Origin of the sequence: Brevundimonas sp. Root608 (assembly GCF_001427825.1) — a bacterium.
Lineage (GTDB): Bacteria > Pseudomonadota > Alphaproteobacteria > Caulobacterales > Caulobacteraceae > Brevundimonas.
On sequence record NZ_LMGT01000006.1, the window covers coordinates 197,927 to 219,660 of the forward strand.

Sequence of the window (21,734 nt, forward strand, 5' to 3'; positions counted from 1 at the left end):
GCAGACTTCCGGAACCGCCTCATCACGCAAAGGACTGGGTCCCGGCTTTCGCCGGGATGAGCGGATTATCGGGATGAGCCCAGCAGTTCGGTGCGGACGAACCAGCCGAAGATGGCCGGCCCCTCGATGACGTAGCGGCGGAACATGCGGCGGGGCTGGCTCAGCAGGCGGTGCAGCCATTCCAGCGACAGCCGCTGGAAGATGCGCGGCGCGCGTTGCTGGCGGCCGGTCAGGAAGTCGACCGAGGCGCCGACGCACAGGGTCACGCCGGTGCGGCGGCCCGCCGCGCGCAGCGCGTGGGCGAACAGCTCCTGTTTGGGGAAGGAGACGCAGGCCAGCAGGACGTCCCACTCCGCGTGGGCGGCATGGCCGACGGCGGCGCGCCAGCCGAGCGTGCCGGGAACCAGCATGGGCGCCTCGAGGAATTTCAGCGTCTGGCGCGGATAGCGGGCCGCCAGATCGTCGAAGGCGGCGCGGTCGGGGCCGAAGACGGCGATGGTCAGGCCCTCGGCGGCCGGAGAGGCCAGCAGGTCGGCGGTCAGGTCGGATCCCGGATAGACCGGCAGGCGCACGCCCCGCAGCCGGGCCAGATGGGCGAGGATGCGGCTGTCGCAGACCTTCAGCCCGGCGCCCTCATACACGTCGCGGGGAACACGGCCGTCCATCAGCTTGATGACGTGGTCCACATTGGGCGTGACGACATAGCCATAGGCGTCGCGCGCCATGCCGAGGACGCGGTCCAGCATCGCGGACCGGTCGCCGCCGGCGAAATCGAGCGTCATGAAGCGCGTCATGGTCGACAGCCTAGTCGCATCCCGGTCAACGCGCGGTTACGATGGGACATGAAAACGCGCCTGCACGCCGTCGTCCTGACCGCCGCCCTGCTGGCCGCGCCCGCCTGCGCCCAGCCGCCGGCGCCGCAGCCCGAGGGGCACCGCCTCGTCCTGACCGGCGTGGGCCGGTTTGCGGTGCTGGCGGACCTGTCGACCATCTCGCGGCAGGGCGGCCGTGTGCGGATGCGCAGCCTGCAGGTCACGGAAGAGGATTTCACGGCCGGCGGCCAGCCCTGGTGGGGCGGCTGGTCATGGTGGACTTTCGACTGCGCGGCCAGAACCGCCGACCGGCTGGACTTCGCCGCGGTGCGCGAGGGCGGGGCCGAGGGGCCCGCGACGCCGGATCCGGCCCAGGCCTATGCCGCCGCGCCCGGCGGAGACGCAGCGGAACTGCTGGCGGTCGCCTGCGATCCTGCCTCCGCAGGCGAGGCCGACGCCGACAATCTGGCAGATGCGGTGCGGGTGGGGCGCGCGGCTCTGGCCGCGAACTAGGCCGCCGCCTCGACCATATCGGCCAAGGCCCGCGTCGCGTCCGGCAGGGCGGCTGACCGTGCGCCCGTACTCATCGCCGCCAGACGGGCCGGATCGGACAGCAGGGGCGCCAAGGCCGCCGTCAGGGCCTGAACCGTCACCTCGTCCTCCAGCATCACCTCGGCCCCGCCGGCCTCGGCCAGGCTGAGGGCGTTGAAGCGCTGGTGGTCGTCCATGGCGATCTTCAGCGGGATCAGCAGTGACGGCACGGCGGCCACGGCCAGCTCGGAACAGGTCGAGGCCCCCGCCCGGCCGATGACCAGATGCGCCGCCGACAGACGCCGGGCCATGTCGCGGAAGAAGGGCGCGACCTCGGCGGCGACACCGGCCTCGAGATAGATCTGCTGCGCGGCTTCCAGCGTCTCGGCCCGCGATTGCTGCTGCACCTTCAGCCGGGCGCGGATCGCCTCGGGCAGGGCCGCCAGGGCGCGGGGGGCGGTCTCGGCGAGGATGCGGGCGCCCTGACTGCCGCCGGTGACCAGCACATGGATCGGGCCGTCCGGCGAGGGCGGGCTCCAGACGCGGTCGTACAGGGCGCGGATATCCGGCCGCACCGGATTGCCGACCAGCGACACGCGCGCGCCCAGCCCCTGCGGCACCTTCTGCAGATCGGGGAAGGACGACGCCACCGCCCCGACATAGGGCGCCAGCCAGCGGTTGGTGCGGCCCAGCACGGCATTCTGTTCGTGCAGCAGGGTCGGCCGCCGCTGGCTGAGCGCGGCGATAAGGGCCGGCGCCGACGGATAGCCGCCGAAGCCGACGACCACGGCCGCGTCGAGACGATTCAGCGCCTTGCGGGCCTTGAGCACGCCGCGCGCGATGGCGACCCCGGCCTTGGCCATGCCGATCGGTCCGCGCCCGGTGGCGGCGTCGAGGGCGATCCGCTCCTCGGCGGGGAAGGTGTGGGCATAGGCCTCGCCGCGATGGTCGGTGGCCAGGACGATGCGCCAGCCGCGCGCCTGAAGCTCTCGCGACAGGGCCTCGGCGGGGAACATATGGCCGCCGGTGCCTCCGGCGGCGACGACGCAGACTCTGGACATCGGAAACCTACGGCAAAATCCGCCGGCCCTGCGGCAGGCTGGCCCCCGGCTCGTAGGCGCCGGGGCGGCGGCGGGTCAAGGCCAGGGCCAGGCCCATGGTCAGCCCCATGGCCAGCATCGACGAGCCGCCATAGCTGATGAAGGGCAGGGTCATCCCCTTGGTCGGGATCAGGTTCAGGTTCACCGCGATGTTGATGCAGGCCTGCAGTCCGATCAGCATGAACAGGCCGGCCGCCGCCGTCTGATCGAACGGGTCGGTCAGTTTCATGGCCCGGCGCATGCCGCGGACGACGATGAAGGCGTACAGGCCGATCATGGCCAGCGACAGGACCAGGCCGAACTCCTCGGCGCCGACGGAATAGATGAAGTCGGTGTGCAGGTCGGGCACCGAACGTTTCATCACCCCCTCGCCGACGCCGCGCCCGACCAGGCCTCCGGCGCGGATGGCCTCGGAGGCGCGGTCGATCTGGTGGGTGTCGGTGGTCTCGGGCGAGAGGAAGCGGCTGAGACGGTCGCGCATGTGGCTGAAGGCGAAATACAGGCCCACCACCCCCGCCATGCCGGCGGCGGCGAGGGCGGCGACCCATTTCAGGGGCACGCCCGCCATGAAGAAGACCGCCATGAAGGTGGTGGTGATCAGCAGGGTCTGGCCGATGTCGGGCTGGATCAGCAGCAGGCCCACGGTCAGGGCCCAGGCCCCGAAGGCGATGCTGACGCCGGGCACCCCCTGCCCCTTCTGCGCCTCCGAGAACATCCAGGCGGCGAAGACGATGAGGCTGGGCTTGGCGAACTCGGACGGCTGCAGGCTGAAAGGCCCCAGATTGACCCAGCGCGCCGCCCCCTTCACCTCATTGCCGATGAATGGCAGGGCGGCCATGACGACGATGGCCCCCAGCAGGGCCAGCAGGGCGATGCGCCGCACGCCGCGCGGCGACAGCAGGGACGCCAGCAGCATCATCACCGTCCCGCCCGCCGCCCAGACGATCATCCGCCAGGAATAGTGGAAGGGATCGCTGATCGACTGATCCGCCAGAATGGCCGCCGGGCTGGAGGCGAAGCTCAGCGACACGCCCAACGCCACCAGCGTCAGGGCCGCGGCCAGCAGGCCGCGATCGACGGTCCAGAACCATTTGGCGATCGGGCTCTGGTCGTTGCGCGAGAAGGCGGGGCTGTAGTCGGTCATGACGCGCTGGCCGGTGTGGCGCCGAGGGCGAGGACGGCGGCGCGGAAGGCCTCGCCCCGCGCCTCGAAGTCCGGATACTGGTCGAAGCTGGCGGCGGCGGGCGACAGCAGCACCACCTCTTCGCGGCCGGTCGCGGCGGCGGCTTCGGCGGCGGCTTTCACGGCGCTGGCCATGTCGCCGCTGATCCGGTGCGGCGTCTCTCCCAGCCGGGCGGCGAACGGCCCCGCCGCCTCGCCGATCAGGAAGGCCTCGACGACGCGCGGGAAGAGGTCCTCCAGATCGTCGATCCCGCCCGCCTTGGCCCGCCCGCCGGCGATCCAGAAACTGCGTTCATAGCTGGCCAGCGCCTGCCGCGCGGCGTCGGCGTTGGTGGCCTTGGAGTCGTTGATGAAGCGGACGCGGCCGAGGCGAGCGACTTCTTCCATGCGATGAGCGAGGCCGGGGAAGGTCATCAGGCCTTCGACGGCGGCGGCGTGGCTCACGCCCAGCGCGCGCGCGGCGGCCCAGGCGAAGGCGGCGTTCTGGGCGTTGTGGCGGCCGGGCAGAGAACGGGCGTTCGACAGGCTGACGTCCGCTTCACGCCTTACGCTCAAGACCCCGTCGGCCGCCAGAATCCCTTCTCCCCTCGGGGGAGAAGGTGGGCGGCGGAGCGGCTCGGATGAGGGGGCTTGCGCCGCCTGCCCGGCGCCAGCCTGTGCGTGTGGGGCAGACCCCTCATCCGCCTCGCTCCGCGAGACACCTTCTCCCCCCAGGGGAGAAGGGAGGGTGCTGACCGTCGTGACGCGACGCCCGTTCTCCGCGAGGTCCGCCGCGATCGCCCGCCCCCATTTCTCATCCACGCCGACCAGCGCCAGCCCGTCGGCCCCCTGCGCCTGGAAGATCCGCGCCTTGGCCGCGACATAGCCCGCCATGCCCCCATGCCGATCCAGATGATCGGGGCTGACGTTGGTCAGGATCGCCACGTCCGGCGCGAAACCGGTCGTCAGATCCAGCTGGTAGCTCGACACCTCGATCACATAGACCGCGCCCGATGTCGGCGCCGGCAGCGCCAGCACGCCGATGCCGATGTTGCCGCCGACGTGGACCGTCAGCCCCGCCTGTTTCAGCACCCAGCCGATCAGGGCCGTGGTCGTGGACTTGCCGTTGGTCCCGGTGATGGCCACGATCTTCGGACGGTCGCTCTCCGGCAGGGCCGCGATCGCGCGGGCGAACAGTTCGATGTCGCCGATCACTTCGACACCCGCGGCCTTCGCCTTGCCGACGGTCCAGTGCGGCTCGGGATGGTTCAGGGGCGCGCCCGGCGACAGCACCAGGGCGGCGAAGCCCGACCAGTCGGCGCCGGTCAGGTCCTCGACGGCGAAGCCTTCGGCCTCGGCCTGCATGCGGCTGGAGACGCTGTCGTCCCACAGCACCGGCAGGGCCCCGCCGGCCTTCAGGGCGCGGGCGGCCGTCAGTCCCGACCGTCCCAGGCCGAAGACCGCGATGCGCCGCCCTTCGAAACCGGGGACGGGGATCATGGCAAAAGCTCCGTCATCCTCGGGCTTGACCCGAGGATCAGATGTTCCGCAGGCGCCGCGCCAGGGCGGTGCGAACTCACCAGCGATCGCGCGCGCGTACGGTCCGGCCCTCGGGTCAAGCCCGAGGGTGACGGTCTGTTTGATGAGGCCGGCTTCACCGCAGCTTCAGGGTGGCGAGGCCGAGCAGCGCCAGCATGGCCGAGACGATCCAGAAGCGGATCACCACGGTCGATTCCGGCCAGCCCATCTTCTCGAAATGGTGGTGGATCGGGGCCATCAGGAAGATGCGCTTCTTCGTGGCCTTGAAATAGGCGACCTGGATCATGACCGAGGCGGCCTCGATCACGAACAGGCCGCCGACGATGCCCAGCACCAGTTCGTGCTTGGTCGCCACCGCGATGGCGCCGAGCGCGCCGCCGAGGGCCAGCGACCCGGTGTCGCCCATGAAGATCTTGGCCGGGGGGGCGTTGTACCAGAGGAAGCCCGTGCCCCCGCCGATGATGGCGGCGAGGAAGATGGCCAGCTCGCCGGCGCCCGGGACGTGGTGGATGCCGAGATAGCTCGAGAAGATGAAATTGCCGGCCAGATAGGCGATGATGCCGAAGGCGGCGGAGGCCATCATTACCGGCACGATGGCGAGGCCGTCGAGGCCGTCGGTCAGGTTCACCGCGTTCGAGAACCCGACGATCGTGAAGGCGGCGAAGGCGACATAGAACCAGCCGACGTTGAGCAGAACGGCCTTGAAGAAGGGGAAGGCGATCGACGTCTCGAGGTTCGGGGATGTCGGCGACGCCTTCATCCAAAGCACCGTCAGCACGCCGGCGACCAGCGAGACGGCGACCTGGGCCAGCAGCTTCTGCTTCGAGGTCAGCCCCGCCGAGGTCTGTTTCGAGACCTTGGCGTAGTCGTCGATGAAGCCCAGCACGCCGAAGGCCGCGGTGACGAGGCTCACGATCCAGATGTAGGGATTGGTCAGGTCGCCCCACAGCAGCACCGCCACCGCGATGCCCGCCAGGATCATCAAACCGCCCATGGTGGGGGTCCCGACCTTGGACAGGTGCGAGACCGGGCCGTCCGAGCGGATCGGCTGGCCCTTGCCCTGTTTGAGCCGCATCCAAGCGATGAACCGGCTGCCCATGGCGACCGAGACGATCATGGCCGTGGCCATGGCCAGGGCCACCCGCACGGTCTGGTACTGGACCAGGTTCAGCAGCGGATAATCCTGGGCGATGTCGGCATAGTGGAGATACAGCAGGTAAAACATCAGCCAGCCCCTCCCAGAGCAGCAAGGGCCCGGGCGACCAGTGACGCCTTCGACCCGTTCGATCCCTTGACCATGACCACGTCGCCGGGCGCAACCAGAGCCGCGGCCTCGGCGGCCAGTTCGGCGGCGGTCTCGCGCCACAGGCCCCGACGGGCGGGCGGCAGGACGTCGTGCAGCCGCTTCATCTCCGGCCCGGCGGTGTGGACCAGATCCAGCGCGGCGGCGTCGATGGCCGCGGCCAGACCTTCGTGGAGGACGCGCGACTGGTCGCCCAGCTCCAGCATATCGCTCAGGACGACCACCCGCCGCCCGCCCGCTGACACCGGCCTGGCGCCGAGGCTGCGGAAGCCCGCGGCCATGGACAGCGGATTGGCGTTGTAGCTCTCGTCGATCAGGGTGAAGGCCCCGCCGGGCGCGGCCACGACCGTTGTCTGGCCCCGGCCCGCCAGCGGCTGGAAATCCGCCAGCGCGCTCAGCGCCGTCTCCAGCGGCACGTCGAGGGCGTCGAGCATCAACAGGACGCACAGGCTGTTGAGGCCCCAGTGGAAGCCGGACTGGCCGAGCGCGAAGTCGACCGTCTTGCCGAACATTTCGGCCTTCACCCGCGCGCCTTGCGGCAGGGGCTCGAAATCGATCAGCCGGGCGTCGTGGCCGGCGCCGGTCCCGAAGGTGACGCGCCGGGCCCCGGCCTTGCGCGCGGCCGCGTCCAGCAGGACGGAAAACGCCGTGTCGCCGTTCAGCACCGCCACGCCGTCGGGGGCCAGGCCTTCGAAGATCGCCGCCTTCTCGGCCGCCACCCCGGCCTCGCCGTCGGCGAAGGCCTCGATGTGAACCGGGCCGATGGTGGTGACGCAGGCGGCGTGGGGCCGGACCATCCTCGACAGGGGCGCGATCTCGCCCGGCGCGTTCATGCCGATCTCGAACACCGCCCGCTCGGTCGAGCGCGGCATCCGGGCCAGGGTCAGGGGCACGCCGATGTGGTTGTTGTAGCTCTTGATCGAGGCGTGGGCCGGGCCGGCCAGGTCGAGCCCCGCCTTGACCGCCTGGGTCACGCTGGTCTTGCCGACCGAGCCGGTGACCGCCCCGCGCCGGACCCGCGCGCTGCGCTCGCGCGCGGCGACGCCCAGGGCTTCCAGGGCCCGCAGGGTGTCGGCGGTGACGACGGACGGTCCGCCCTCGACCGGGTGTTCGGTGATCGCGCCGGCCGCGCCGGCGGCGAAGGCGGCGGCGGCGAACTCATGCCCGTCGCGCGCGCCCTTCAGGGCCAGGAACAGGTCGCCGGGCACGATCTCGCGGCTGTTGTAGGTGATGCCGGTCGCCTCGAAGGCGACCCCGGACAGGCGGCCGCCCGTCGCGGCTTCAATTTCGGCGGAGGTCCAGAGCGGAGCGGTGTCAGGCATGGAGGCGAAGGGCTTCGGCGGCGACGGTTGCGTCATCGAAGGGATGAGTCGTCCCGCCGATGATCTGTCCCTGCTCATGCCCTTTTCCGGCGATGACCACCACATCTCCGTCGCCCATCATCGCGATGGCCTGTTGAATGGCGGCGCGGCGGTCGCCGGTCTCCCGCGCGGACGGGCAGCCCTCGCGCACGGCGCGGCGGATGGCGGCCGGGTCCTCGGAGCGGGGATTGTCGTCGGTGACGATGGCCACGTCGGCCAGACGGCCCGCGATCTCGCCCATCAGCGGCCGCTTGCCCTTGTCCCGGTCGCCGCCGGCGCCGAACACCACGATCAGCCGGCCCGTCGCATGCGGACGCAGCGCCTTCAGCACGGTCTCCAGCCCGTCGGGCGTATGGGCGTAGTCGACATAGACCTCGCCCTTTCCGGAACCGGGAATGCGCTGCAGCCGGCCCTGGGCGCCGGTGATCTTCTCCAGCCCCGCCAGCACCCGCTCGGGCGTCTCGCCAGCGGCGATGCAAAGGCCGGCGGCGACGAGGGCGTTCGAGGCCTGGAAGGCCCCGGCCAGCGGCAGCAGCACCTCGTGCATCGTCCCGCGCGCGTCAATGGTCAGGCGCTGGCCCTCCGGCGTGGCCCGACGGGCGACCAGCGACAGGTCCCGCCCGCGCTCGCCCACGCCCATGACGCCGAGGCCCGACATGATCGAGGCGGCGGCGAAGCTGGAATAGGCGTCGCTGTCCGCGTTCAGCACGGCGGTCCGGCCGCGCGGCAGCAGGGTCTCGAACAGGCGCAGCTTGGCGGCGCGATAGGCCTCCATGTCGCCGTGATAGTCGAGATGGTCCTGGCTCAGATTGGTGAAGGCCGCGGCCTTCAGCGACACCCCGTCCAGACGCCGCTGGTCGATGCCGTGCGACGACGCCTCCAGCGCCAGATGGGTCACGCCCCCGGCGGCCAGATCGGCCAGCATGCGGGCGGCGTCGGCGGCGTCGGGACTGGTCAGGCCGGGGCCCGTCAACGCCCGGTTAACGTTACCTGATTGGGCCAAAACCCCAAGCGTCCCCATGCTCGCGGCATGGAGGCCCATGGAGGCCCAGATCTGGCGGCAGAAGGCGGCGACCGAGGTCTTGCCGTTGGTCCCCGTCACGGCGACGCAGGTGGCCGGCTGGGCGCCGTAGAAGCTGCGCGCGGCGATGGCGTAGGCGCGGCGCACGTCGCCCGAGGTGACCAGCACCGGCGCCATGGCCGCGTCGGTGTCGGCCGGCGCCAGCACGGCGGCGGCGCCCTGCGACAGGGCCTGCGGGATGAAGGCCCGGCCGTCGGCGGCGCTGCCCGGCAGGGCCACGAACAGCGAGCCCGGCGCGACCTTGCGGCTGTCGGCCGTCACACCGGTGATCACCGGGTCCGAGGCCACGTCGCGGCGCAGCAGCTCCGACAGTTTGACGGGGGACGGGACGGCGCTCATCGGCCGTCGCCTTCCAGATCCTCGAAGGCGGGGATCTTGTCGCCGACAGCGGTGCGATACGGGTCGGCGCGGCGCTGCACGTTCAGGAAGGGCGCGATCCGGTCGGCGATGCGGCCCACGGCCGGGGCGGCCACGAAGCCCCCGGTGCGCGGATAGGTTTGCGGCTCGTCGATCAGGACGAGGATCTGGTAGCGGCGCGCGTTCACCGGACCATCCGCCGGGAAGACGCCGGCGAAGGTGCCGACCGCGTGGGCGGTGGAATAGCGGCCGTTGACGGACTTGTTGGCCGAGCCCGTCTTGCCGCCGACGCGCAGGCCGGGCGCCTCGGCCCGGCCGCCCGAACCGCGCACCACATTGCGGCGCATCAGGTCCAGCATGGTCAGGGAGGTCTCGGGCGAGATCACCTGCCGCGCCTGCACATCGGGCCGCCCGCCCTTGCGCAGGGTCAGCGGAATATAGCGCCCGCCGTTGGTCAGGGCCTGCATCGCCGCCGCCATCTGCAGCGGCGTGATCGAGATGCCGTAGCCGAACGACAGCGAGGCCAGGGTCGAGTCCGACCATTCGCGCGGAATGATCGGGGTCTCGGAGGCGATCTCGAACGGCGCCCGCGACATCAGGCCGAAGCGCTGGAAATAGTCGCGCATGACGCGCGGCCCCATCTCGGTCGACAGGCGCGAGGTGCCGATGTTGGACGAGTGCAGATAGACCTCCTCCAGCGTCAGCACCTTGTTGGTGGCGTGGAAGTCGGTGATCCGCCGGTTGCCGATCTGCAGCGCCTCCGAGGCGTCCAGCAGGGTGTTCATGTCGGCCCGGCCGGTGTCGATGGCGGCGGCGACGGTGAAGGTCTTGAACACCGAGCCCATCTCATAGGTCGCGGCCGAGGCGAGGTTGCGCGAGTTCGCCCCCGGCCAGCTGGCCATGCCCAGGACCTCTCCGGTCTGGACGTCGGTGATGATGCCCACCGCGCCCTTGGCCCGGGTCTCGGCGGCGGCGGCGGCCAGCTCGTTCTCGAGAATGCCCTGGATGCGCAGGTCGATGGAGACCTGGAAGGTCTCGCCGCGCGCGCCGGCGGCGCGGATCTCGTCGTTGAAGGCGCGTTCGGCGGCGGACAGGCCGACCCCGCCGGTGTCGACATTGCCCACGACATGGCGCGCCGATTCGCCCAGCGGATAGACCCGCACGTCCTCGGGCTCGAAGCCGATCCCGCCAAGGGCCAGGGCGTGGACCGCCACCTTCTCCTGCGGCGTCAGGCGGTTGATGACCAGCAGGCGCCGGTCGCCATTCAGCACGCGGTTCAGCTTGGCCATCGAGACCCGCGGCAGGGCGCGCTTGATCTGGATCGCCGCCGCCTTGCGGTCCCACACCTCGCGCGGATCGATATAGAGGCCGTAGTGGGTGATGTTGGTGGCCAGCAGGGCGCCGTTGCGGTCGACCATGTCGGCGCGGACCACCGCATTGGGATGGACCGCCGACCCCGCCCCGCCCTTCGGCGTCAGCAGGGCCGCATGTGCGGCGCCCACGGCCAGACAGACGAACACCGCCGAGAACAGCGACAGGATGACGAAGATGCGGACCCGCGTGTCTTCCTCCGGCCGGGCGTCGGCGCGGGCGCGGCCGAACGAATGCTCGACCCACCACATGGCCTCGGCCAGCCAGCGCCACGAGGGCCTGTAGCGCCGCCCGTCGTAGGCGGGGGACCGGTCGGCGGCGAAGGGATCGTGCGCGCTCATTGCGCGGGCTCCGCGACCGGCGCGGCGGGGGCCGCGGCTTCGACGGGCGGCGCGGCGGCCGGAGCGGGCGGCGGCGCGGGCACGGCCGTCAGCGTCGACAGACTGGCCTCGGTCGCCTGGCGATGAACATCGACGGGCCCCAGACCCGCGCCGCGCGACAGGGCCTCCAGCCGGCCCGGCTGTTCCAGGCGGGCGACCTCTGCACGCAGCAGGCGGACGCGCTGGCCGTTGTCGGTGATCTGGCGTTCCAGATCGGTGATCCGGGCGCTCTCGCGGGCCGCCGCGGCCTTGGCCAGATAGACCGAGAAGACCATGGCCGCGACCAGCATGACGCCGATGATCTCGACCCAGCGCACGCCGCGGATTTTCCACGCATACAGCCGGTTCAGGGTGGCGACGGCCGGGCTCATGCGGCGATCCTCCCCCAGGGCGCGGCGTCGGTGCGCACGGCGGCGCGCAATTTGGCCGACCGGGCGCGCGGGTTCGACCCCAGCTCCGCCTGGCCCGCCTCGCGGGCGCCCTTGAACGACAGGGTGAAGCTCGGCTTGCGGGTCTCGATGGCGACCGGGGCGTGGCGCGAACCGCCGGGGGCGTTGCCGGTGCGCTCGGTCAGGAAGGCCTTGACGATGCGGTCCTCCAGCGAATGGAAGGTGACCACGACCAGGCGCCCGCCCGGCGCCAGCGTCGCCTCGGCCGCCTCCAGCCCGGCGCGCAGTTCGCCCAGCTCGTCATTGACGGCGATGCGCAGCGCCTGGAACACGCGGGTGGCGGGATGGATGGCCGCGCCGCGCCGGCCGCCCAGCGCCTTCTCGACCACGGCGGCCAGATCCAGCGTCCGCTCGAACGGCTTCTCGACCCGGCGGCGCAGGATGGCGGTGGCGACCCGGCCCGACTGGCGCTCGTCGCCATACAGTTTGAAGATATGGGCCATCGGCCCGTGGTCCCAGGTGTTGACGATGTCGGCGGCGGTCTGGCCCTCGTCCGACATCCGCATGTCCAGCGGCCCGTCGCGCATGAAGGAAAAGCCGCGCTCCGCCTGGTCCAGCTGCATCGACGAAACGCCGATGTCGAACACCACCCCGTCCAGCCTCGCCTCGCCCGATTGCGCGAAGGCGTCGGCCAGGCCCGAGAAGGGGGTGCGGATCAGCCGGAATTTGCCCGGATAGTCATTGGCCACGGCGTCCGCATGCGGCTGCACGGTCGGGTCGCGGTCCAGACCGATCACCGTCGCCCCGGTCGCGAGGATGGCGCGGGTATAGCCGCCGGCGCCGAAGGTGGCGTCGATGATCACGTCGCCGGGACCCGGGGCCAGGGCCTCGATCACTTCATCGAGCAGAACCGGGGCGTGAGGGCTCATGCGCCCTCCCCTTTCACGTCGTCGCCCAGCATGACCTGACGGGCCAGGGCGCGGCGGGCGTCGCGGCGGGCGTTCCAGCGCGCCCGGTCCCAGATCTGGAAGCGCGGGCCCAGGCCGACGATGACCACGTCCTCGCCCAGGCCGGCGTCCTGACACAGGCTTTCCGGCAGGGTGATGCGGCCGCCGCCGTCGTACGAGAGCGGGCGCTGGCCGGCGTAGAAGGTTTCCTCGAGCGCGGTGCGCCGGTCGCTGCCGAACGGCAGGGCCTCGATGCGGGCGACGTATTCGGCCATCAGCTTGTCGCCGCCGGCCTCCAGGCAGTCGGACGCCATGGAGAAGAAGCAGAAGACGCCGTGCTCGGCGCCGTTGTCGGCGGTGCGGAACTCCTGCGGAATCAGCAGGCGTCGCTTTCCGTCCAACTGTTTCTCATAGGTCGAGAGAAACACGCCTGCCCCAAACTCGGATCTCGCGATCCGCCCCTCTGTTCCCCTGAACACCCTCAGAGAGAATGGGATAGCATGGGATCAACTGGGCCTCAATGGGATTAGTTGACGGAGGTTAACCTCGAAGGTGGTTGAAAACGCTGTAACGACCAGAACATACATAGAACATCCAAAGTATAGACAGGCTGTGGACTGATGTTGCGCCGCAATACGGGCCAAGGCGTTAACCGCCGAACGGCGGTCGACTTCTCTATCCCCCTCGCGGATGGCGACGAGGCGCGCCGCTGTTCGCGCCGTGACGGAGGGGCGGCCTCAAGCAGCGAGCGACCGCGTCGCGAGCGATAGGCCCCAACAAGGAGAAAATGTCAGACGGCCTGTAAGCCGGGTTCTGTTCCCGCCGAAGCGGGCGACGATCATTCCTCTGGACCGCCCATTGCTGAACGGTTCTCGCGACCTACCCGGACGCCTCGGGCGATGAACCCTGCGGCCGAAACCGCGCGACGTCCCTATTCGGTCTTGCTCCAGGCGGGGCTTGCCATGCCGTCCCTGTTGCCAGGCACGCGGTGGGCTCTTACCCCACCCTTTCACCCTTACCGGCCTCGCAAGGCCGGAGGTTTGCTTTCTGTGGCGCTATCCCTCGGGTCGCCCCGGGCGGGAGTTACCCGCCGCCTTTTCACCGTGGAGCCCGGACTTTCCTCGACGCGGGCATAACCCCCGCCGCGACCGCCCGGCCGTCTGACGGGGCTCAATTGCGCCGCCAGCGGATCGGGGTCAATGATCACGTCGTGATCGAAGAAAAGCGCGCGCTGATCTCGAACTGCCTCTTCGTTACGGCCGGCGCAGCTTTGGTGCTCGGGCTCGCGACCGGACTTCCGTTCTGGCCGGTTTTTCTGGTGGGCATGGTTCTCCAGATCGGCGCGATCTGGGTCAGGGCTAGCAGCTGAACTAGCTCAGCACGCCCGTCACGCTCTCCGCCGTGGCCAGCTGCAGCACGCCCATCAGCGTCGCCCGCGTCTCGCCGTCGGCGATGCCGTCCACCTTCGCCGGCCGCCAGTGGCGCTGGAAGGCTTCGACCGTCAGCCGGGTCGCCTCGTCATAGTCGCCGCCCGGCGGCAGGGCGTAGCCGAGCCGGTGCAGGCCGGCGCGCAGAACCACCACGCCCAGACCCTCGTCGCCCACGCCCAGCGGCGGGCCCAGCGCGGCCGTGCGTTCCGGCGCGGGCTCGAACCACAGGCCGTGGCCCACCGAGGCGAGCCGCTTCCACGGGAAGCGCTCGCCGGGATCCTGCTTCCGCTCGGGCGCGAGGTCGGAATGGCCGATGATGCGGGCGTCGGGGATGGTCCAGCGCGTGCGGATGTCGCTGATCAGGCTGATGACCGCGTCGATCTGCGTCTCGGGGAAGTCGCGATAGCCGAACTCATGGCCCGGATTGACGATCTCGACGCCGATGGAGGCGGCGTTGCAGTCGGTCTCGCCCTGCCACGCGCCGGCGCCGGCATGCCAGGCGCGGCGTTCCTCGTGGACGAGGCGCAGGATCGAGCCGTTTTCCTTGACCACATAGTGGGCCGAGACCCTGGCCTCGGGATCCTGCAGCCGGGCGATGGCCTCACGGGCCGTCTTCATCCCGGTATAGTGGAGCACCAGCATGTCGGGCGGGGCCCGGCGGGCGTCGAAATTGGGGGACGGCGCGTCCTTGACCGCCAGCACCGTCAGCGGTCCCGGCCTAGCGTCCGGGCCTCTCCCAGCCATAGGCGACCCAGGCGCCGTCGACCTTGCGGGCCTCGATGACGTCGTCGGCGCGGCGGGCGCGGACGGTGACCTTGCGGCGGGCGCCCATGGCCAGGCCGGCGAAGAAGACCAGCACGGCGGCGAACAGGGCGATCACGGCCACGGCGGCCGCGGTGAAGACGGCCAGCACCGCGCCCACGGCCATGGCGACAAGGGTGGCCACCAGACCGCCGAGCCACAGGATCGAGGCCAGCAGACCGTTGGCCGGACGGCGGGCTGCAGCGCCGGAACCGGGGCCGAAGATCAGACGGTCGGACTGGGTCATGACTTCACCTTCACAGACGCTGTGTACAACGCCGAACACCCAATGTCGGTCCGCGAGGGTGAACGGTCAATGACCGGCCCCTTCACAGGAGAGTGTTCCGCGCGCCCTACCAGGGCTGATCCGCCAGCACGGACGCGCCCGAGGCCCGGGCGCGGTCGGTCTGGATGCGGCGAACCGTCGCCTCCGCCGCCGGGTCGTTCATGACCCCGCCGATGCCGACCAGGACCTGCGCTGCCTCGCCCGAGACGCCGAACATCTCGGCCAGGGCCTCGAACGGCGATTCCGGCGTCGGATAGCGTTTGAAGCGCACGGACTCGTCCGCCGGAATGCGCGCCAGTTCGCGCGCCTTGGCGATCGCTTCCTCGAGGCCGCCCAGCTGGTCGACCAGACCCAGGGTCCGGGCCTGGGCGCCGGTCCAGACGCGGCCGCGGGCGATCTCGCGCACCCGGGCGGGCGGCAGGCGGCGGCCGGTCGCGACGCGGGTGATGAACTCTTCGTAGGTCCGGTCGATCTGGGCCGAGAAGGCGGCCCGTTGCGCCGGCGTGAAGTCCTGCGACGGCGAGAAGGCGTCGGCGTATTCGCCGCCGACCGACAGGTTGCGCATGTCCACGCCGAAGCGGCCCAGGGCGTCGGCCAGCACGAATTTGCCGCCGAACACGCCGATCGATCCGGTCAGGGTCGAGGGCTGGGCCACGATCCAGTTGGCTTCGGAGCTGATCCAGTAGCCGCCGGACGCGGCATAGTCGCCCATCGACACCACCACCGGCTTGCCCGCCGCCCTGGCCGCGCGCACGGCGGCGAGGATCTGCTCCGACGCCTCGGGCGAACCGCCGGGCGAGGAGACGCGGAAGACGATGGCCTTGACCGCCTTGTCCTCGATGGCGTCGTAGAGAGCCTCGGCCAGATCGTCCGACTGGATCGAGGAGCCGCCGCCGAACGGCTCGCCGCCGCCCGTGCCGGTGTTGATCGCGCCCTCGCCGCCGACGATGGCGATGGCGTTCCGGCCCGAGCCCGCCCGTTCGCCCTTCGCCGAGGCGTAGTCGGAGAATTCGATGATCTCGGCCCCGCGTCCGGCGCGGCGTCGGGCCTCGGCCTCGGCCTCCTCGACCTGTCCGATCTTGTCGATCAGCCGGCGCTGGCGCGCCTCGGCCGACGACCAGGGGCCCGCCTCGATGGCCGCCCGCAGCGCCTGCGGGGTCAGCTTCCGGTCCTGCGCCGCATTGGCGATGGCGGAAACATAGATCGACGTCATCCACGCCGTCATCGCCTCGCGGTGGGCCGGGGTGTAGTCGCTCTCGGTGAATTCGTTGACGGCGTTCTTGTATTCGTAGCGCTGCTCGAACTGGGGCGTGACGCCGTATTTGTCGAAGGCCCGGCCCAGGAATACGCCGTCGGACGAGAAGCCCGCCAGCTGGAAGCTGGCCGTGTTCTGCATCCACAGTTCCGACGCCGAGGCGCCGACCATATAGCTCGAGATGGCCGTGCCGACCGGCTGGAAACCCTGGCTGTGGGCGATGACGACCTTGCCCGAGCGGCGGAAGCGGCGAACCGCCTGACGGATTTCATCGGCCGCCGCGGGCGTGATCCCGCCCTCCGGCAGGCGGATCAGCAGCGCCTTGACCCGGTTGTCGGTCTCGGCCTGGGCCAGCACGTCCACGATCTGCAGCGTCGACAGGCCGCCGCCGAAGACGGCGAAGGGGTTGGTCGGCGTCTGGTCCGTGATCCCCTCACGCAGGTCCAGTTCCAGCACCGAGTTGGCGGGCGTCGGCTCCTTCGACGAGGCCGAACTGATCGCCACGGTGATCAGGATGAAGGGCACGACGATCAGGAACAGGAAAAGCCCGGCGAAGACGCCCAGCACGGTCAGGAAGAACTGCTTCATGGAAGGGGACGTGGTCCGGGGCGCGGGCCGGGTCCTGGCCGCGATCTGACCATAGGGCGGCGAACCTCGCCGTCAAATGAACGTCGCGTAACGGGCGAGCCGCGCCGCAGCATCGATGGTGCAGCGCAACGAGAACGATTGATGGCGGGGGTCCGACCCCTTATATGAGCGATCTGCGAGCGGGGGCCTATCGCCCCGCGTCACTTCCGGACCGCACTCCCCATGCTGGTCACCCTGATGAAGGCCAAGCTGCACCGCGCGACGGTGACCCAGGCCGACCTCGACTATGAAGGCTCGATCGCCATCGACGCCGACCTGCTGGACGCCGCAGGCATATTTCCGCACGAGCAGGTCGATGTGCTGAACATCACCAACGGGGCGCGCTTCACCACCTACGCCATCGAGGCGCCGCGCGGTTCGAAGGTCATCGGCGTCAACGGGGCCGCCGCCCGGCTGGTGCAGAAGCACGACAAGGTCATCATCGTCACCTACGGCCAGCTGCCGCAGGAAGAAGCGCGCCAGTGGTCGCCGACCGTGGTGCTGCTCGACGACCGCAACGAGATCAAGCGCGCGGCTTGACGGCGGCGCGCGCCGGGCCTTCCCTTCCCTGTCTACAGGGAGGACGGTCGATGGCGCGCACGATCCAGACACTGCAGTGGGCCCTGCTCGGGCTCTATGTCGTCGCCGGCGCCGGGGCCCTGATGCTGGCCACGCCCGCGGGCCTGCGCGCGCTGGGCCTCACGGACGGCATGGTGTCCTTCCTGCCGGCCACAATCCTCGGTCTGCCGTGGAGCCTGCCGCTGTTCGTCATGGACGACGGCCCGGTCACCGCGCTGGCGGTGCTGGGCATCTGCTACGGCCTGAACGTCGGCGTCGGCCTGATGCTGGTGCGTTCGCGGTAGCCTTGTCATCCCGGACGCCGCGAACCGGCGATCCGGGACGACAAGCGTCTTATCGCACCAGGTCGTAGACGCCGGTGATGTCGATCCGCACCGTCAACTGGCCGGCGGCGACGGGCGTCGAGCCCGAGTCCTGGGCCATTTCGGCGCGGGCGTATTGCAGCATCGGCTGCGGCTGGGGCGAATAGCCGCCGCCTTCCGACAGCGAACGGATGCCGCCCAACTGCACGCCCAGCGCCTGGGCGTACAGCGCCGCCTTGGCCTGCAGATTGCGCACCGCGATCTGACGGGCCTGGTTCTCGGCCGAGGTCGGATCCTTGAGACCGAACGAGATGCCGTCGATCTGGTTGACGCCCGCGGCGACCACGGCGTCGGCGGTCGTGCCGACGGCGTCGAGGTCGTTGATGATCACCGTCACCCGGTTGTTGGCCTGATAGCCGCGCAGCCGGGGCGGCTCATTCTGGACGTAGTCATATTGCGCCGACAGGTTCAGGCCCGAGGTCTGGACGTCGCGCGCCTCGATCCCGGCGCGGCGCAGGGCGGTCATGACCTCGTTCATCCGCGTCGCGTTCAGCCGCATGGCCTCGGCGGCGGTCGTGGCCTCGGTGACGACGCCGAAGCTGATCGTCGCCATGTCCGGGGCGGTCTTGACCTCGCCATAGGCCGACAGGTTCAGCGCCGGGCGGTCGGCGACGGCGTGGATGACCATCGGCGCGCCGCCCTCGGGCTGCGACTGGGCGCGGGCGGCGGGCGCGGCGAACAGGGCGGCGGCGGCCATGACCGCGCCGCTCATCAGCAGCAGGCGGTTGGACACGGCGGGCGTGGCGACGGCGGCGCGGGCGGCGGGACGGTTCATGGGGTCGGAGCTCCTGAAAGCGGAAAGGCCGTTCATCCGAAGGTGGGCGACGACCATGGCCGCACCTTGACCATTGGCCGCTGAATGAACGCCCGCGTACGGTGGCGGTTTCCGTTCATCGGCGTGAAATCGGCGACAGGTCGAGGGCGCGAGGGAGGCCGCTTGGCAAGCCGCCGCCCCGCCTGCTAGGCCAAGCCCACGGCGGGCGCGTAGCTCAATGGTTAGAGCCGACCGCTCATAACGGTCTGGTTGGGGGTTCGAGTCCCTCCGCGCCTACCGCCCCCAGATGCCCCCGCCCCGGCCCCAGCGGTCGTCGCCGCGATACCGGCTGTCGGGGATGTAGCGCCCGTCGCGGTCGTACCAGCCCTGGCCGTCGCGATAGTCGTCATAGCCGTCGGGCCGGTAGCCGTCGTCCTGGTAGGGCAGGCCCAGCAGGCCGTCCTCGTCGTCCCACCAGTCGCGCGGATACGAACTGTCCTCGCAGGTCCAGCCCTCGCCGGGCCGCCAGTAGGGCTCGTAGCGGCCGCGGTAGCGGTCGCGGAACTGGGGTCGGCAGGCGTATTGCGACCAGACCCGGTTGCCGCTGGCCTCCACCGTGGCGCGGGCCTCCCTGTAGATGACCTCGCGCACTCCGGCGAAGACGTTGTTGACGATCACCGCATGACCCGAGGCCGCGGCCACGCCGACGGTGGTGGCGCGAATGCGGCTGTCGGCGAGGCGCAACTCGCCATTGTAGAGCACCACCCCCTTGTCCGACCGGCCGATGCGGCTGTTGTGAATCTGGACCGAGGCCCCCTCGACGGCGACGCCCTCGACATAGCCGACGACGGCGGTGTTCTCGATCTCGACCCGGCCGTAGTCCCGGGCCGACCGCACCACCACCCCGATCGAGCGCGGACCGAAGGCGTTGGGCGCGCCCGTGCCCTTCAGCGTCGTCGAACCGATGCGCGAGGTCTGGCCCGCGCCGGGGATCAGCTCCAGCCCCGACTGGGCGCCCGTCACCACCATCTCCCAGGCGGTCAGCACCGCGCCGTCGGCGACGATCGCCGGGGCGATGGTCTGGGCGTCGATCACGGCGTTGCGGATGTCCAGCAGGCCGCCGTCCATGTAGATCGCCGCCTCGTCGCCGGCATGGCGGAAGCCGACGCGGTTCATGACGATCTCGGCGCCGTAGCCGACGATGCAGGCGGCGTCGCCGGCGTGGGGCGAGGCGAACATCATGTCGCGGATCTCGACCCGCACCCCCTGGGCCACCGTCATGCAAGGCAGGCCGTCGGGGGCGATCAGGGTCGGCGACGGATGGCGGTCCCAGTCGCGCGGATCGAAGCCGCTCTCGCCGATGATGGTCAACGGCTTGTCGATGTTCAGCCAGCCGACGCAGGCCCCGCCGCGGGCGCGGATCACCAGGGTCCCGCCGGGCCGCACGCGGCGCACAGCGTCCTCGACCGCCCCGCTGCCGGGATTGCCACCGCAGTCGACCAGCACGACCTCTTCCCCGCGCGGATATCCGCCCGGATAGCCGGGCCGCCAGTCGGGCCGGTGCCGGCCATAGTCATAGCGCCGGTGCGACGAGCCGCGGTTGCGGTAGGTGCGCGTCGGCGGATCCAGCAGGATGCCGAAATTGGGCCGGGTCTGGCTTTCGACCTTGGCGGCCACCTGGGCCCGCGCGGTCGGGGCGTCGGTGAGGACGAAGGCGCCGACGGCGGCGGCGATTGCGAACGCGCCCCCGATGACGCTGGCGATCCGGGCGAAGGGCGTGGGGCTGGTCATGGTGCTACGCCCTCCTTAGCGGCGCTGCTGCGAACGGGAGACCTGGGCCAGCACGGCCTGCAGGCGGCCGGCCGAGGGGCCGAAGCCCGAGAGGGCGGAATCGATGCGCAGGGCCACGGCCTGGGCCTTGTCCTGATCGGCCACTCCCGCGACGCCGAGCGCGAAATAGCTCGACATGGCGAACTTGGCCTCGGGGCTGCCCTGCCTGGCCGCCTCATCGAACCATCTGAAGGCGCGGGCGTAGTCGGGCGGCAGGCCGATGCCCTCGGCGTACATCACCGCCAGCACCAGCTGGGCCTCGGACGAGCCGTTGATGGCGGCCATCTGGATGGCCCGCACCCGCTCCAGATACGACAGCCGGCCCTCCATCGGGTGGCCCAGCATGGCCTCCAGCGTCTCGATCTGGCGTTTGGACAGGTCCTCGGGCCGCGCCGGGGCGGCGTCGGTGATGCCGAGGTAGCGCAGGGCCCGGCCGACGTGGACGAAGGGCAGTTCGCTCGCCATCCGGCCCAGCGCATATTCATAGGCGTCGCCGCGCGGACGGCTTTCGTCCGAGAAGGGCACGCCCGATCGCGGCGCGGTGTTGGGATAGAATTCGAAGGGCGGCGTCCACTGCCGCGCCTTGGTCTCGACCAGTCCCTGATACTGGCTGCGGCTGGGTGTCGAGCGCTCGAAATCCTTCAGCAGGACATAGGCCCCGACATCCCCGGTCTGCACCGCCAGATAGTTGTAGAGATAGGCGTCGACGTCGTTGCGCTGGAACAGGTTGGTGGCCGAGTAGTAGCCGCGCCGGTTGCGGTCCCCGGGGGCGCCGCTCCGGTTCCTGCCCCAGGCTTCGCGGGCCTCGCGGTTGTCCTCGGGCTCGCCGAAGGGGCCGTACAGGCCGTCGTGCAGCCGCGCCAGGGTGCGGTAGCCGTCGGCGTCCTGGGTCGACAGCACATAGATGACGCGGTCGCGGACGGCCTCCTGCTCCTCGCGCGTCATCTGGCCCAGCAGGCGGTCCAGCCGCTGATAGGCCGCATGGCGCTCCCACGCCCGGCAGTCGTCGTATTTCGACAGCGGCCGCCAGCCGCCGAAGCCGCCGCGGTCGACGCGGTTGATCGGGGCGTAGCCCTCGTCATTGGCCAGGGCGAGGGCGTACCAGGTCGCGCTCTCGATCGGGTCTTCGATATTCTTGTCCGTGGCCCTGACGGCGGCGTAGCGGGACCCCAGCTCCAGCTGGGCGAAGAAGTCGCCGCGGAAGGCCGCGCGGCGCAGGGCCCGCAGCCCCGTCTCCTGGGCGTTGAACTCGGAGCCGCTCAGGGACGCGGGACGCGGGCAGGCGTTGCCGGCTCCGCCGCCGGCCGGTTGCCAGAAGCGCACGCCGTCGCGGTCGCCGCACGAGACCATGCCGAGGGCGGTCAGGGCGAGCACGCCCGCCGCAGCCGCTATGGCGATCGGACCGCGTCGGTTGCCGGAGCGGGGCTGTTCGTCATGGTTCGATTGATCGTCGCGCATCCACCCCCCTTCGATCAAAG

General features: G+C 70.7%; 21 protein-coding genes, 1 tRNA gene and 1 other RNA gene. 5 read left to right on the top strand and 18 right to left on the bottom strand.

Annotated elements, in window-relative coordinates; translation table 11 throughout:
* Nucleotides 1-65: 65 nt before the first annotated feature.
* A complete protein-coding gene (locus ASD59_RS10460) occupies nucleotides 66-782 on the bottom strand; it encodes a WecB/TagA/CpsF family glycosyltransferase (protein ID WP_162246633.1) in 717 nt (238 codons plus the stop codon).
* A gap of 60 nt (nucleotides 783-842) precedes the next feature.
* Between ASD59_RS10460 and ASD59_RS10465 the strand changes: the two genes are divergently transcribed.
* Nucleotides 843-1,325, top strand: coding sequence for a surface-adhesin E family protein (locus tag ASD59_RS10465; RefSeq protein ID WP_235561802.1), 483 nt, complete (start codon nucleotides 843-845; stop codon nucleotides 1,323-1,325).
* On the opposite strand, the gene murG is transcribed toward ASD59_RS10465, so the two are convergent.
* The 11 genes from murG to rnpB all read right to left on the bottom strand — a co-directional run bounded on the left by murG (nucleotide 1,322) and on the right by rnpB (nucleotide 13,496).
* A complete protein-coding gene (gene murG, locus ASD59_RS10470; protein ID WP_055831569.1) occupies nucleotides 1,322-2,404 on the bottom strand; it encodes an undecaprenyldiphospho-muramoylpentapeptide beta-N-acetylglucosaminyltransferase in 1,083 nt (360 codons plus the stop codon). The two genes, ASD59_RS10465 and murG, sit on opposite strands and share 4 nt — an antisense overlap.
* 7 nt (nucleotides 2,405-2,411) lie before the next feature.
* Entirely contained in the window at nucleotides 2,412-3,587 is a 1,176-nt protein-coding gene (ftsW, locus tag ASD59_RS10475) for a putative lipid II flippase FtsW (RefSeq protein WP_055831570.1), read from the bottom strand.
* Nucleotides 3,584-5,104 (bottom strand): UDP-N-acetylmuramoyl-L-alanine--D-glutamate ligase, encoded by a 1,521-nt coding sequence (murD, locus tag ASD59_RS10480; protein WP_055831571.1) that lies wholly within the window; start codon nucleotides 5,102-5,104, stop codon nucleotides 3,584-3,586. Before murD ends, ftsW begins: the two co-directional genes overlap by 4 nt.
* A 154-nt stretch (nucleotides 5,105-5,258) precedes the next feature.
* Complete coding sequence (gene mraY / locus ASD59_RS10485; protein ID WP_055831572.1) at nucleotides 5,259-6,368, bottom strand: phospho-N-acetylmuramoyl-pentapeptide-transferase; 1,110 nt, start codon at nucleotides 6,366-6,368, stop codon at nucleotides 5,259-5,261.
* Complete coding sequence (locus ASD59_RS10490; RefSeq protein WP_055831614.1) at nucleotides 6,368-7,768, bottom strand: UDP-N-acetylmuramoyl-tripeptide--D-alanyl-D-alanine ligase; 1,401 nt, start codon at nucleotides 7,766-7,768, stop codon at nucleotides 6,368-6,370. Before ASD59_RS10490 ends, mraY begins: the two co-directional genes overlap by 1 nt.
* On the bottom strand, nucleotides 7,761-9,227 hold the full coding sequence (locus tag ASD59_RS10495; RefSeq protein WP_055831573.1) for a UDP-N-acetylmuramoyl-L-alanyl-D-glutamate--2,6-diaminopimelate ligase: 1,467 nt from the start codon (nucleotides 9,225-9,227) through the stop codon (nucleotides 7,761-7,763). The genes ASD59_RS10490 and ASD59_RS10495 overlap by 8 nt, the downstream gene beginning before the upstream one ends.
* Nucleotides 9,224-10,957, bottom strand: coding sequence for a peptidoglycan D,D-transpeptidase FtsI family protein (locus ASD59_RS10500; protein ID WP_055831574.1), 1,734 nt, complete (start codon nucleotides 10,955-10,957; stop codon nucleotides 9,224-9,226). The genes ASD59_RS10495 and ASD59_RS10500 overlap by 4 nt, the downstream gene beginning before the upstream one ends.
* Complete coding sequence (ftsL, locus tag ASD59_RS10505) at nucleotides 10,954-11,367, bottom strand: cell division protein FtsL (RefSeq protein WP_055831575.1); 414 nt, start codon at nucleotides 11,365-11,367, stop codon at nucleotides 10,954-10,956. Before ftsL ends, ASD59_RS10500 begins: the two co-directional genes overlap by 4 nt.
* Nucleotides 11,364-12,314, bottom strand: coding sequence for a 16S rRNA (cytosine(1402)-N(4))-methyltransferase RsmH (gene rsmH / locus ASD59_RS10510; protein ID WP_055831576.1), 951 nt, complete (start codon nucleotides 12,312-12,314; stop codon nucleotides 11,364-11,366). The genes ftsL and rsmH overlap by 4 nt, the downstream gene beginning before the upstream one ends.
* Nucleotides 12,311-12,760 carry a division/cell wall cluster transcriptional repressor MraZ gene (locus ASD59_RS10515; protein WP_055831577.1) on the bottom strand — a complete coding sequence of 150 codons (450 nt, stop codon included), beginning with the start codon at nucleotides 12,758-12,760 and terminating at the stop codon, nucleotides 12,311-12,313. The genes rsmH and ASD59_RS10515 overlap by 4 nt, the downstream gene beginning before the upstream one ends.
* A gap of 358 nt (nucleotides 12,761-13,118) precedes the next feature.
* An RNA gene (rnpB, locus tag ASD59_RS10655) (RNase P RNA component class A) lies at nucleotides 13,119-13,496 on the bottom strand.
* Nucleotides 13,497-13,542: 46 nt separating this feature from the next.
* Here rnpB and ASD59_RS10520 point away from each other — a divergent pair.
* Nucleotides 13,543-13,701 carry a hypothetical protein gene (locus ASD59_RS10520; protein ID WP_156377008.1) on the top strand — a complete coding sequence of 53 codons (159 nt, stop codon included), beginning with the start codon at nucleotides 13,543-13,545 and terminating at the stop codon, nucleotides 13,699-13,701.
* 1 nt (nucleotide 13,702) lies between these two features.
* Here the strand turns inward: ASD59_RS10520 and ASD59_RS10525 are convergent, their stop codons facing one another.
* From ASD59_RS10525 to sppA, 3 genes are all read right to left on the bottom strand, one after another.
* Nucleotides 13,703-14,506, bottom strand: a complete 804-nt coding sequence (locus tag ASD59_RS10525) for a peptidoglycan recognition protein family protein (RefSeq protein ID WP_055831579.1) — start codon at nucleotides 14,504-14,506, stop codon at nucleotides 13,703-13,705.
* On the bottom strand, nucleotides 14,481-14,810 hold the full coding sequence (locus tag ASD59_RS10530) for a hypothetical protein (protein WP_055831580.1): 330 nt from the start codon (nucleotides 14,808-14,810) through the stop codon (nucleotides 14,481-14,483). Before ASD59_RS10530 ends, ASD59_RS10525 begins: the two co-directional genes overlap by 26 nt.
* Nucleotides 14,811-14,916: 106 nt before the next feature.
* Nucleotides 14,917-16,692, bottom strand: coding sequence for a signal peptide peptidase SppA (gene sppA / locus ASD59_RS10535; RefSeq protein ID WP_055831581.1), 1,776 nt, complete (start codon nucleotides 16,690-16,692; stop codon nucleotides 14,917-14,919).
* A gap of 222 nt (nucleotides 16,693-16,914) precedes the next feature.
* On the opposite strand from sppA, the gene panD reads away from it, so the two are divergent.
* Both panD and ASD59_RS10545 read left to right on the top strand, forming a co-directional pair.
* Nucleotides 16,915-17,271, top strand: a complete 357-nt coding sequence (gene panD, locus ASD59_RS10540) for an aspartate 1-decarboxylase (RefSeq protein ID WP_055831582.1) — start codon at nucleotides 16,915-16,917, stop codon at nucleotides 17,269-17,271.
* Between the two features lie 50 nt (nucleotides 17,272-17,321).
* On the top strand, nucleotides 17,322-17,594 hold the full coding sequence (locus ASD59_RS10545; protein WP_055831583.1) for a hypothetical protein: 273 nt from the start codon (nucleotides 17,322-17,324) through the stop codon (nucleotides 17,592-17,594).
* Between the two features lie 49 nt (nucleotides 17,595-17,643).
* On the opposite strand, the gene ASD59_RS10550 is transcribed toward ASD59_RS10545, so the two are convergent.
* Nucleotides 17,644-18,447 carry an SIMPL domain-containing protein gene (locus tag ASD59_RS10550; RefSeq protein ID WP_055831584.1) on the bottom strand — a complete coding sequence of 268 codons (804 nt, stop codon included), beginning with the start codon at nucleotides 18,445-18,447 and terminating at the stop codon, nucleotides 17,644-17,646.
* Between the two features lie 203 nt (nucleotides 18,448-18,650).
* On the opposite strand from ASD59_RS10550, the gene ASD59_RS10555 reads away from it, so the two are divergent.
* Nucleotides 18,651-18,723: transfer RNA gene (locus ASD59_RS10555), tRNA-Ile, on the top strand.
* On the opposite strand, the gene ASD59_RS10560 is transcribed toward ASD59_RS10555, so the two are convergent.
* Complete coding sequence (locus tag ASD59_RS10560) at nucleotides 18,721-20,217, bottom strand: hypothetical protein (protein WP_055831615.1); 1,497 nt, start codon at nucleotides 20,215-20,217, stop codon at nucleotides 18,721-18,723. The two genes, ASD59_RS10555 and ASD59_RS10560, sit on opposite strands and share 3 nt — an antisense overlap.
* A 15-nt stretch (nucleotides 20,218-20,232) precedes the next feature.
* Nucleotides 20,233-21,714 carry a tetratricopeptide repeat protein gene (locus tag ASD59_RS10565; protein WP_055831585.1) on the bottom strand — a complete coding sequence of 494 codons (1,482 nt, stop codon included), beginning with the start codon at nucleotides 21,712-21,714 and terminating at the stop codon, nucleotides 20,233-20,235.
* Nucleotides 21,715-21,734: the final 20 nt, after the last annotated feature.

Coding starts and splice junctions, on each gene's coding strand:
- ASD59_RS10460 (WP_162246633.1), bottom strand. CDS start 782: ATGACGCTCGATTTCGCCGGCGGCGACCGGTCCGCGATGCTGGACCGC.
- ASD59_RS10465 (WP_235561802.1), top strand. CDS start 843: ATGAAAACGCGCCTGCACGCCGTCGTCCTGACCGCCGCCCTGCTGGCC.
- murG (WP_055831569.1), bottom strand. CDS start 2,404: ATGTCCAGAGTCTGCGTCGTCGCCGCCGGAGGCACCGGCGGCCATATG.
- ftsW (WP_055831570.1), bottom strand. CDS start 3,587: ATGACCGACTACAGCCCCGCCTTCTCGCGCAACGACCAGAGCCCGATC.
- murD (WP_055831571.1), bottom strand. CDS start 5,104: ATGATCCCCGTCCCCGGTTTCGAAGGGCGGCGCATCGCGGTCTTCGGC.
- mraY (WP_055831572.1), bottom strand. CDS start 6,368: ATGTTTTACCTGCTGTATCTCCACTATGCCGACATCGCCCAGGATTAT.
- ASD59_RS10490 (WP_055831614.1), bottom strand. CDS start 7,768: ATGCCTGACACCGCTCCGCTCTGGACCTCCGCCGAAATTGAAGCCGCG.
- ASD59_RS10495 (WP_055831573.1), bottom strand. CDS start 9,227: ATGAGCGCCGTCCCGTCCCCCGTCAAACTGTCGGAGCTGCTGCGCCGC.
- ASD59_RS10500 (WP_055831574.1), bottom strand. CDS start 10,957: ATGAGCGCGCACGATCCCTTCGCCGCCGACCGGTCCCCCGCCTACGAC.
- ftsL (WP_055831575.1), bottom strand. CDS start 11,367: ATGAGCCCGGCCGTCGCCACCCTGAACCGGCTGTATGCGTGGAAAATC.
- rsmH (WP_055831576.1), bottom strand. CDS start 12,314: ATGAGCCCTCACGCCCCGGTTCTGCTCGATGAAGTGATCGAGGCCCTG.
- ASD59_RS10525 (WP_055831579.1), bottom strand. CDS start 14,506: ATGGCTGGGAGAGGCCCGGACGCTAGGCCGGGACCGCTGACGGTGCTG.
- ASD59_RS10530 (WP_055831580.1), bottom strand. CDS start 14,810: ATGACCCAGTCCGACCGTCTGATCTTCGGCCCCGGTTCCGGCGCTGCA.
- sppA (WP_055831581.1), bottom strand. CDS start 16,692: ATGAAGCAGTTCTTCCTGACCGTGCTGGGCGTCTTCGCCGGGCTTTTC.
- panD (WP_055831582.1), top strand. CDS start 16,915: ATGCTGGTCACCCTGATGAAGGCCAAGCTGCACCGCGCGACGGTGACC.
- ASD59_RS10545 (WP_055831583.1), top strand. CDS start 17,322: ATGGCGCGCACGATCCAGACACTGCAGTGGGCCCTGCTCGGGCTCTAT.
- ASD59_RS10550 (WP_055831584.1), bottom strand. CDS start 18,447: ATGAACCGTCCCGCCGCCCGCGCCGCCGTCGCCACGCCCGCCGTGTCC.
- ASD59_RS10560 (WP_055831615.1), bottom strand. CDS start 20,217: ATGACCAGCCCCACGCCCTTCGCCCGGATCGCCAGCGTCATCGGGGGC.
- ASD59_RS10565 (WP_055831585.1), bottom strand. CDS start 21,714: ATGCGCGACGATCAATCGAACCATGACGAACAGCCCCGCTCCGGCAAC.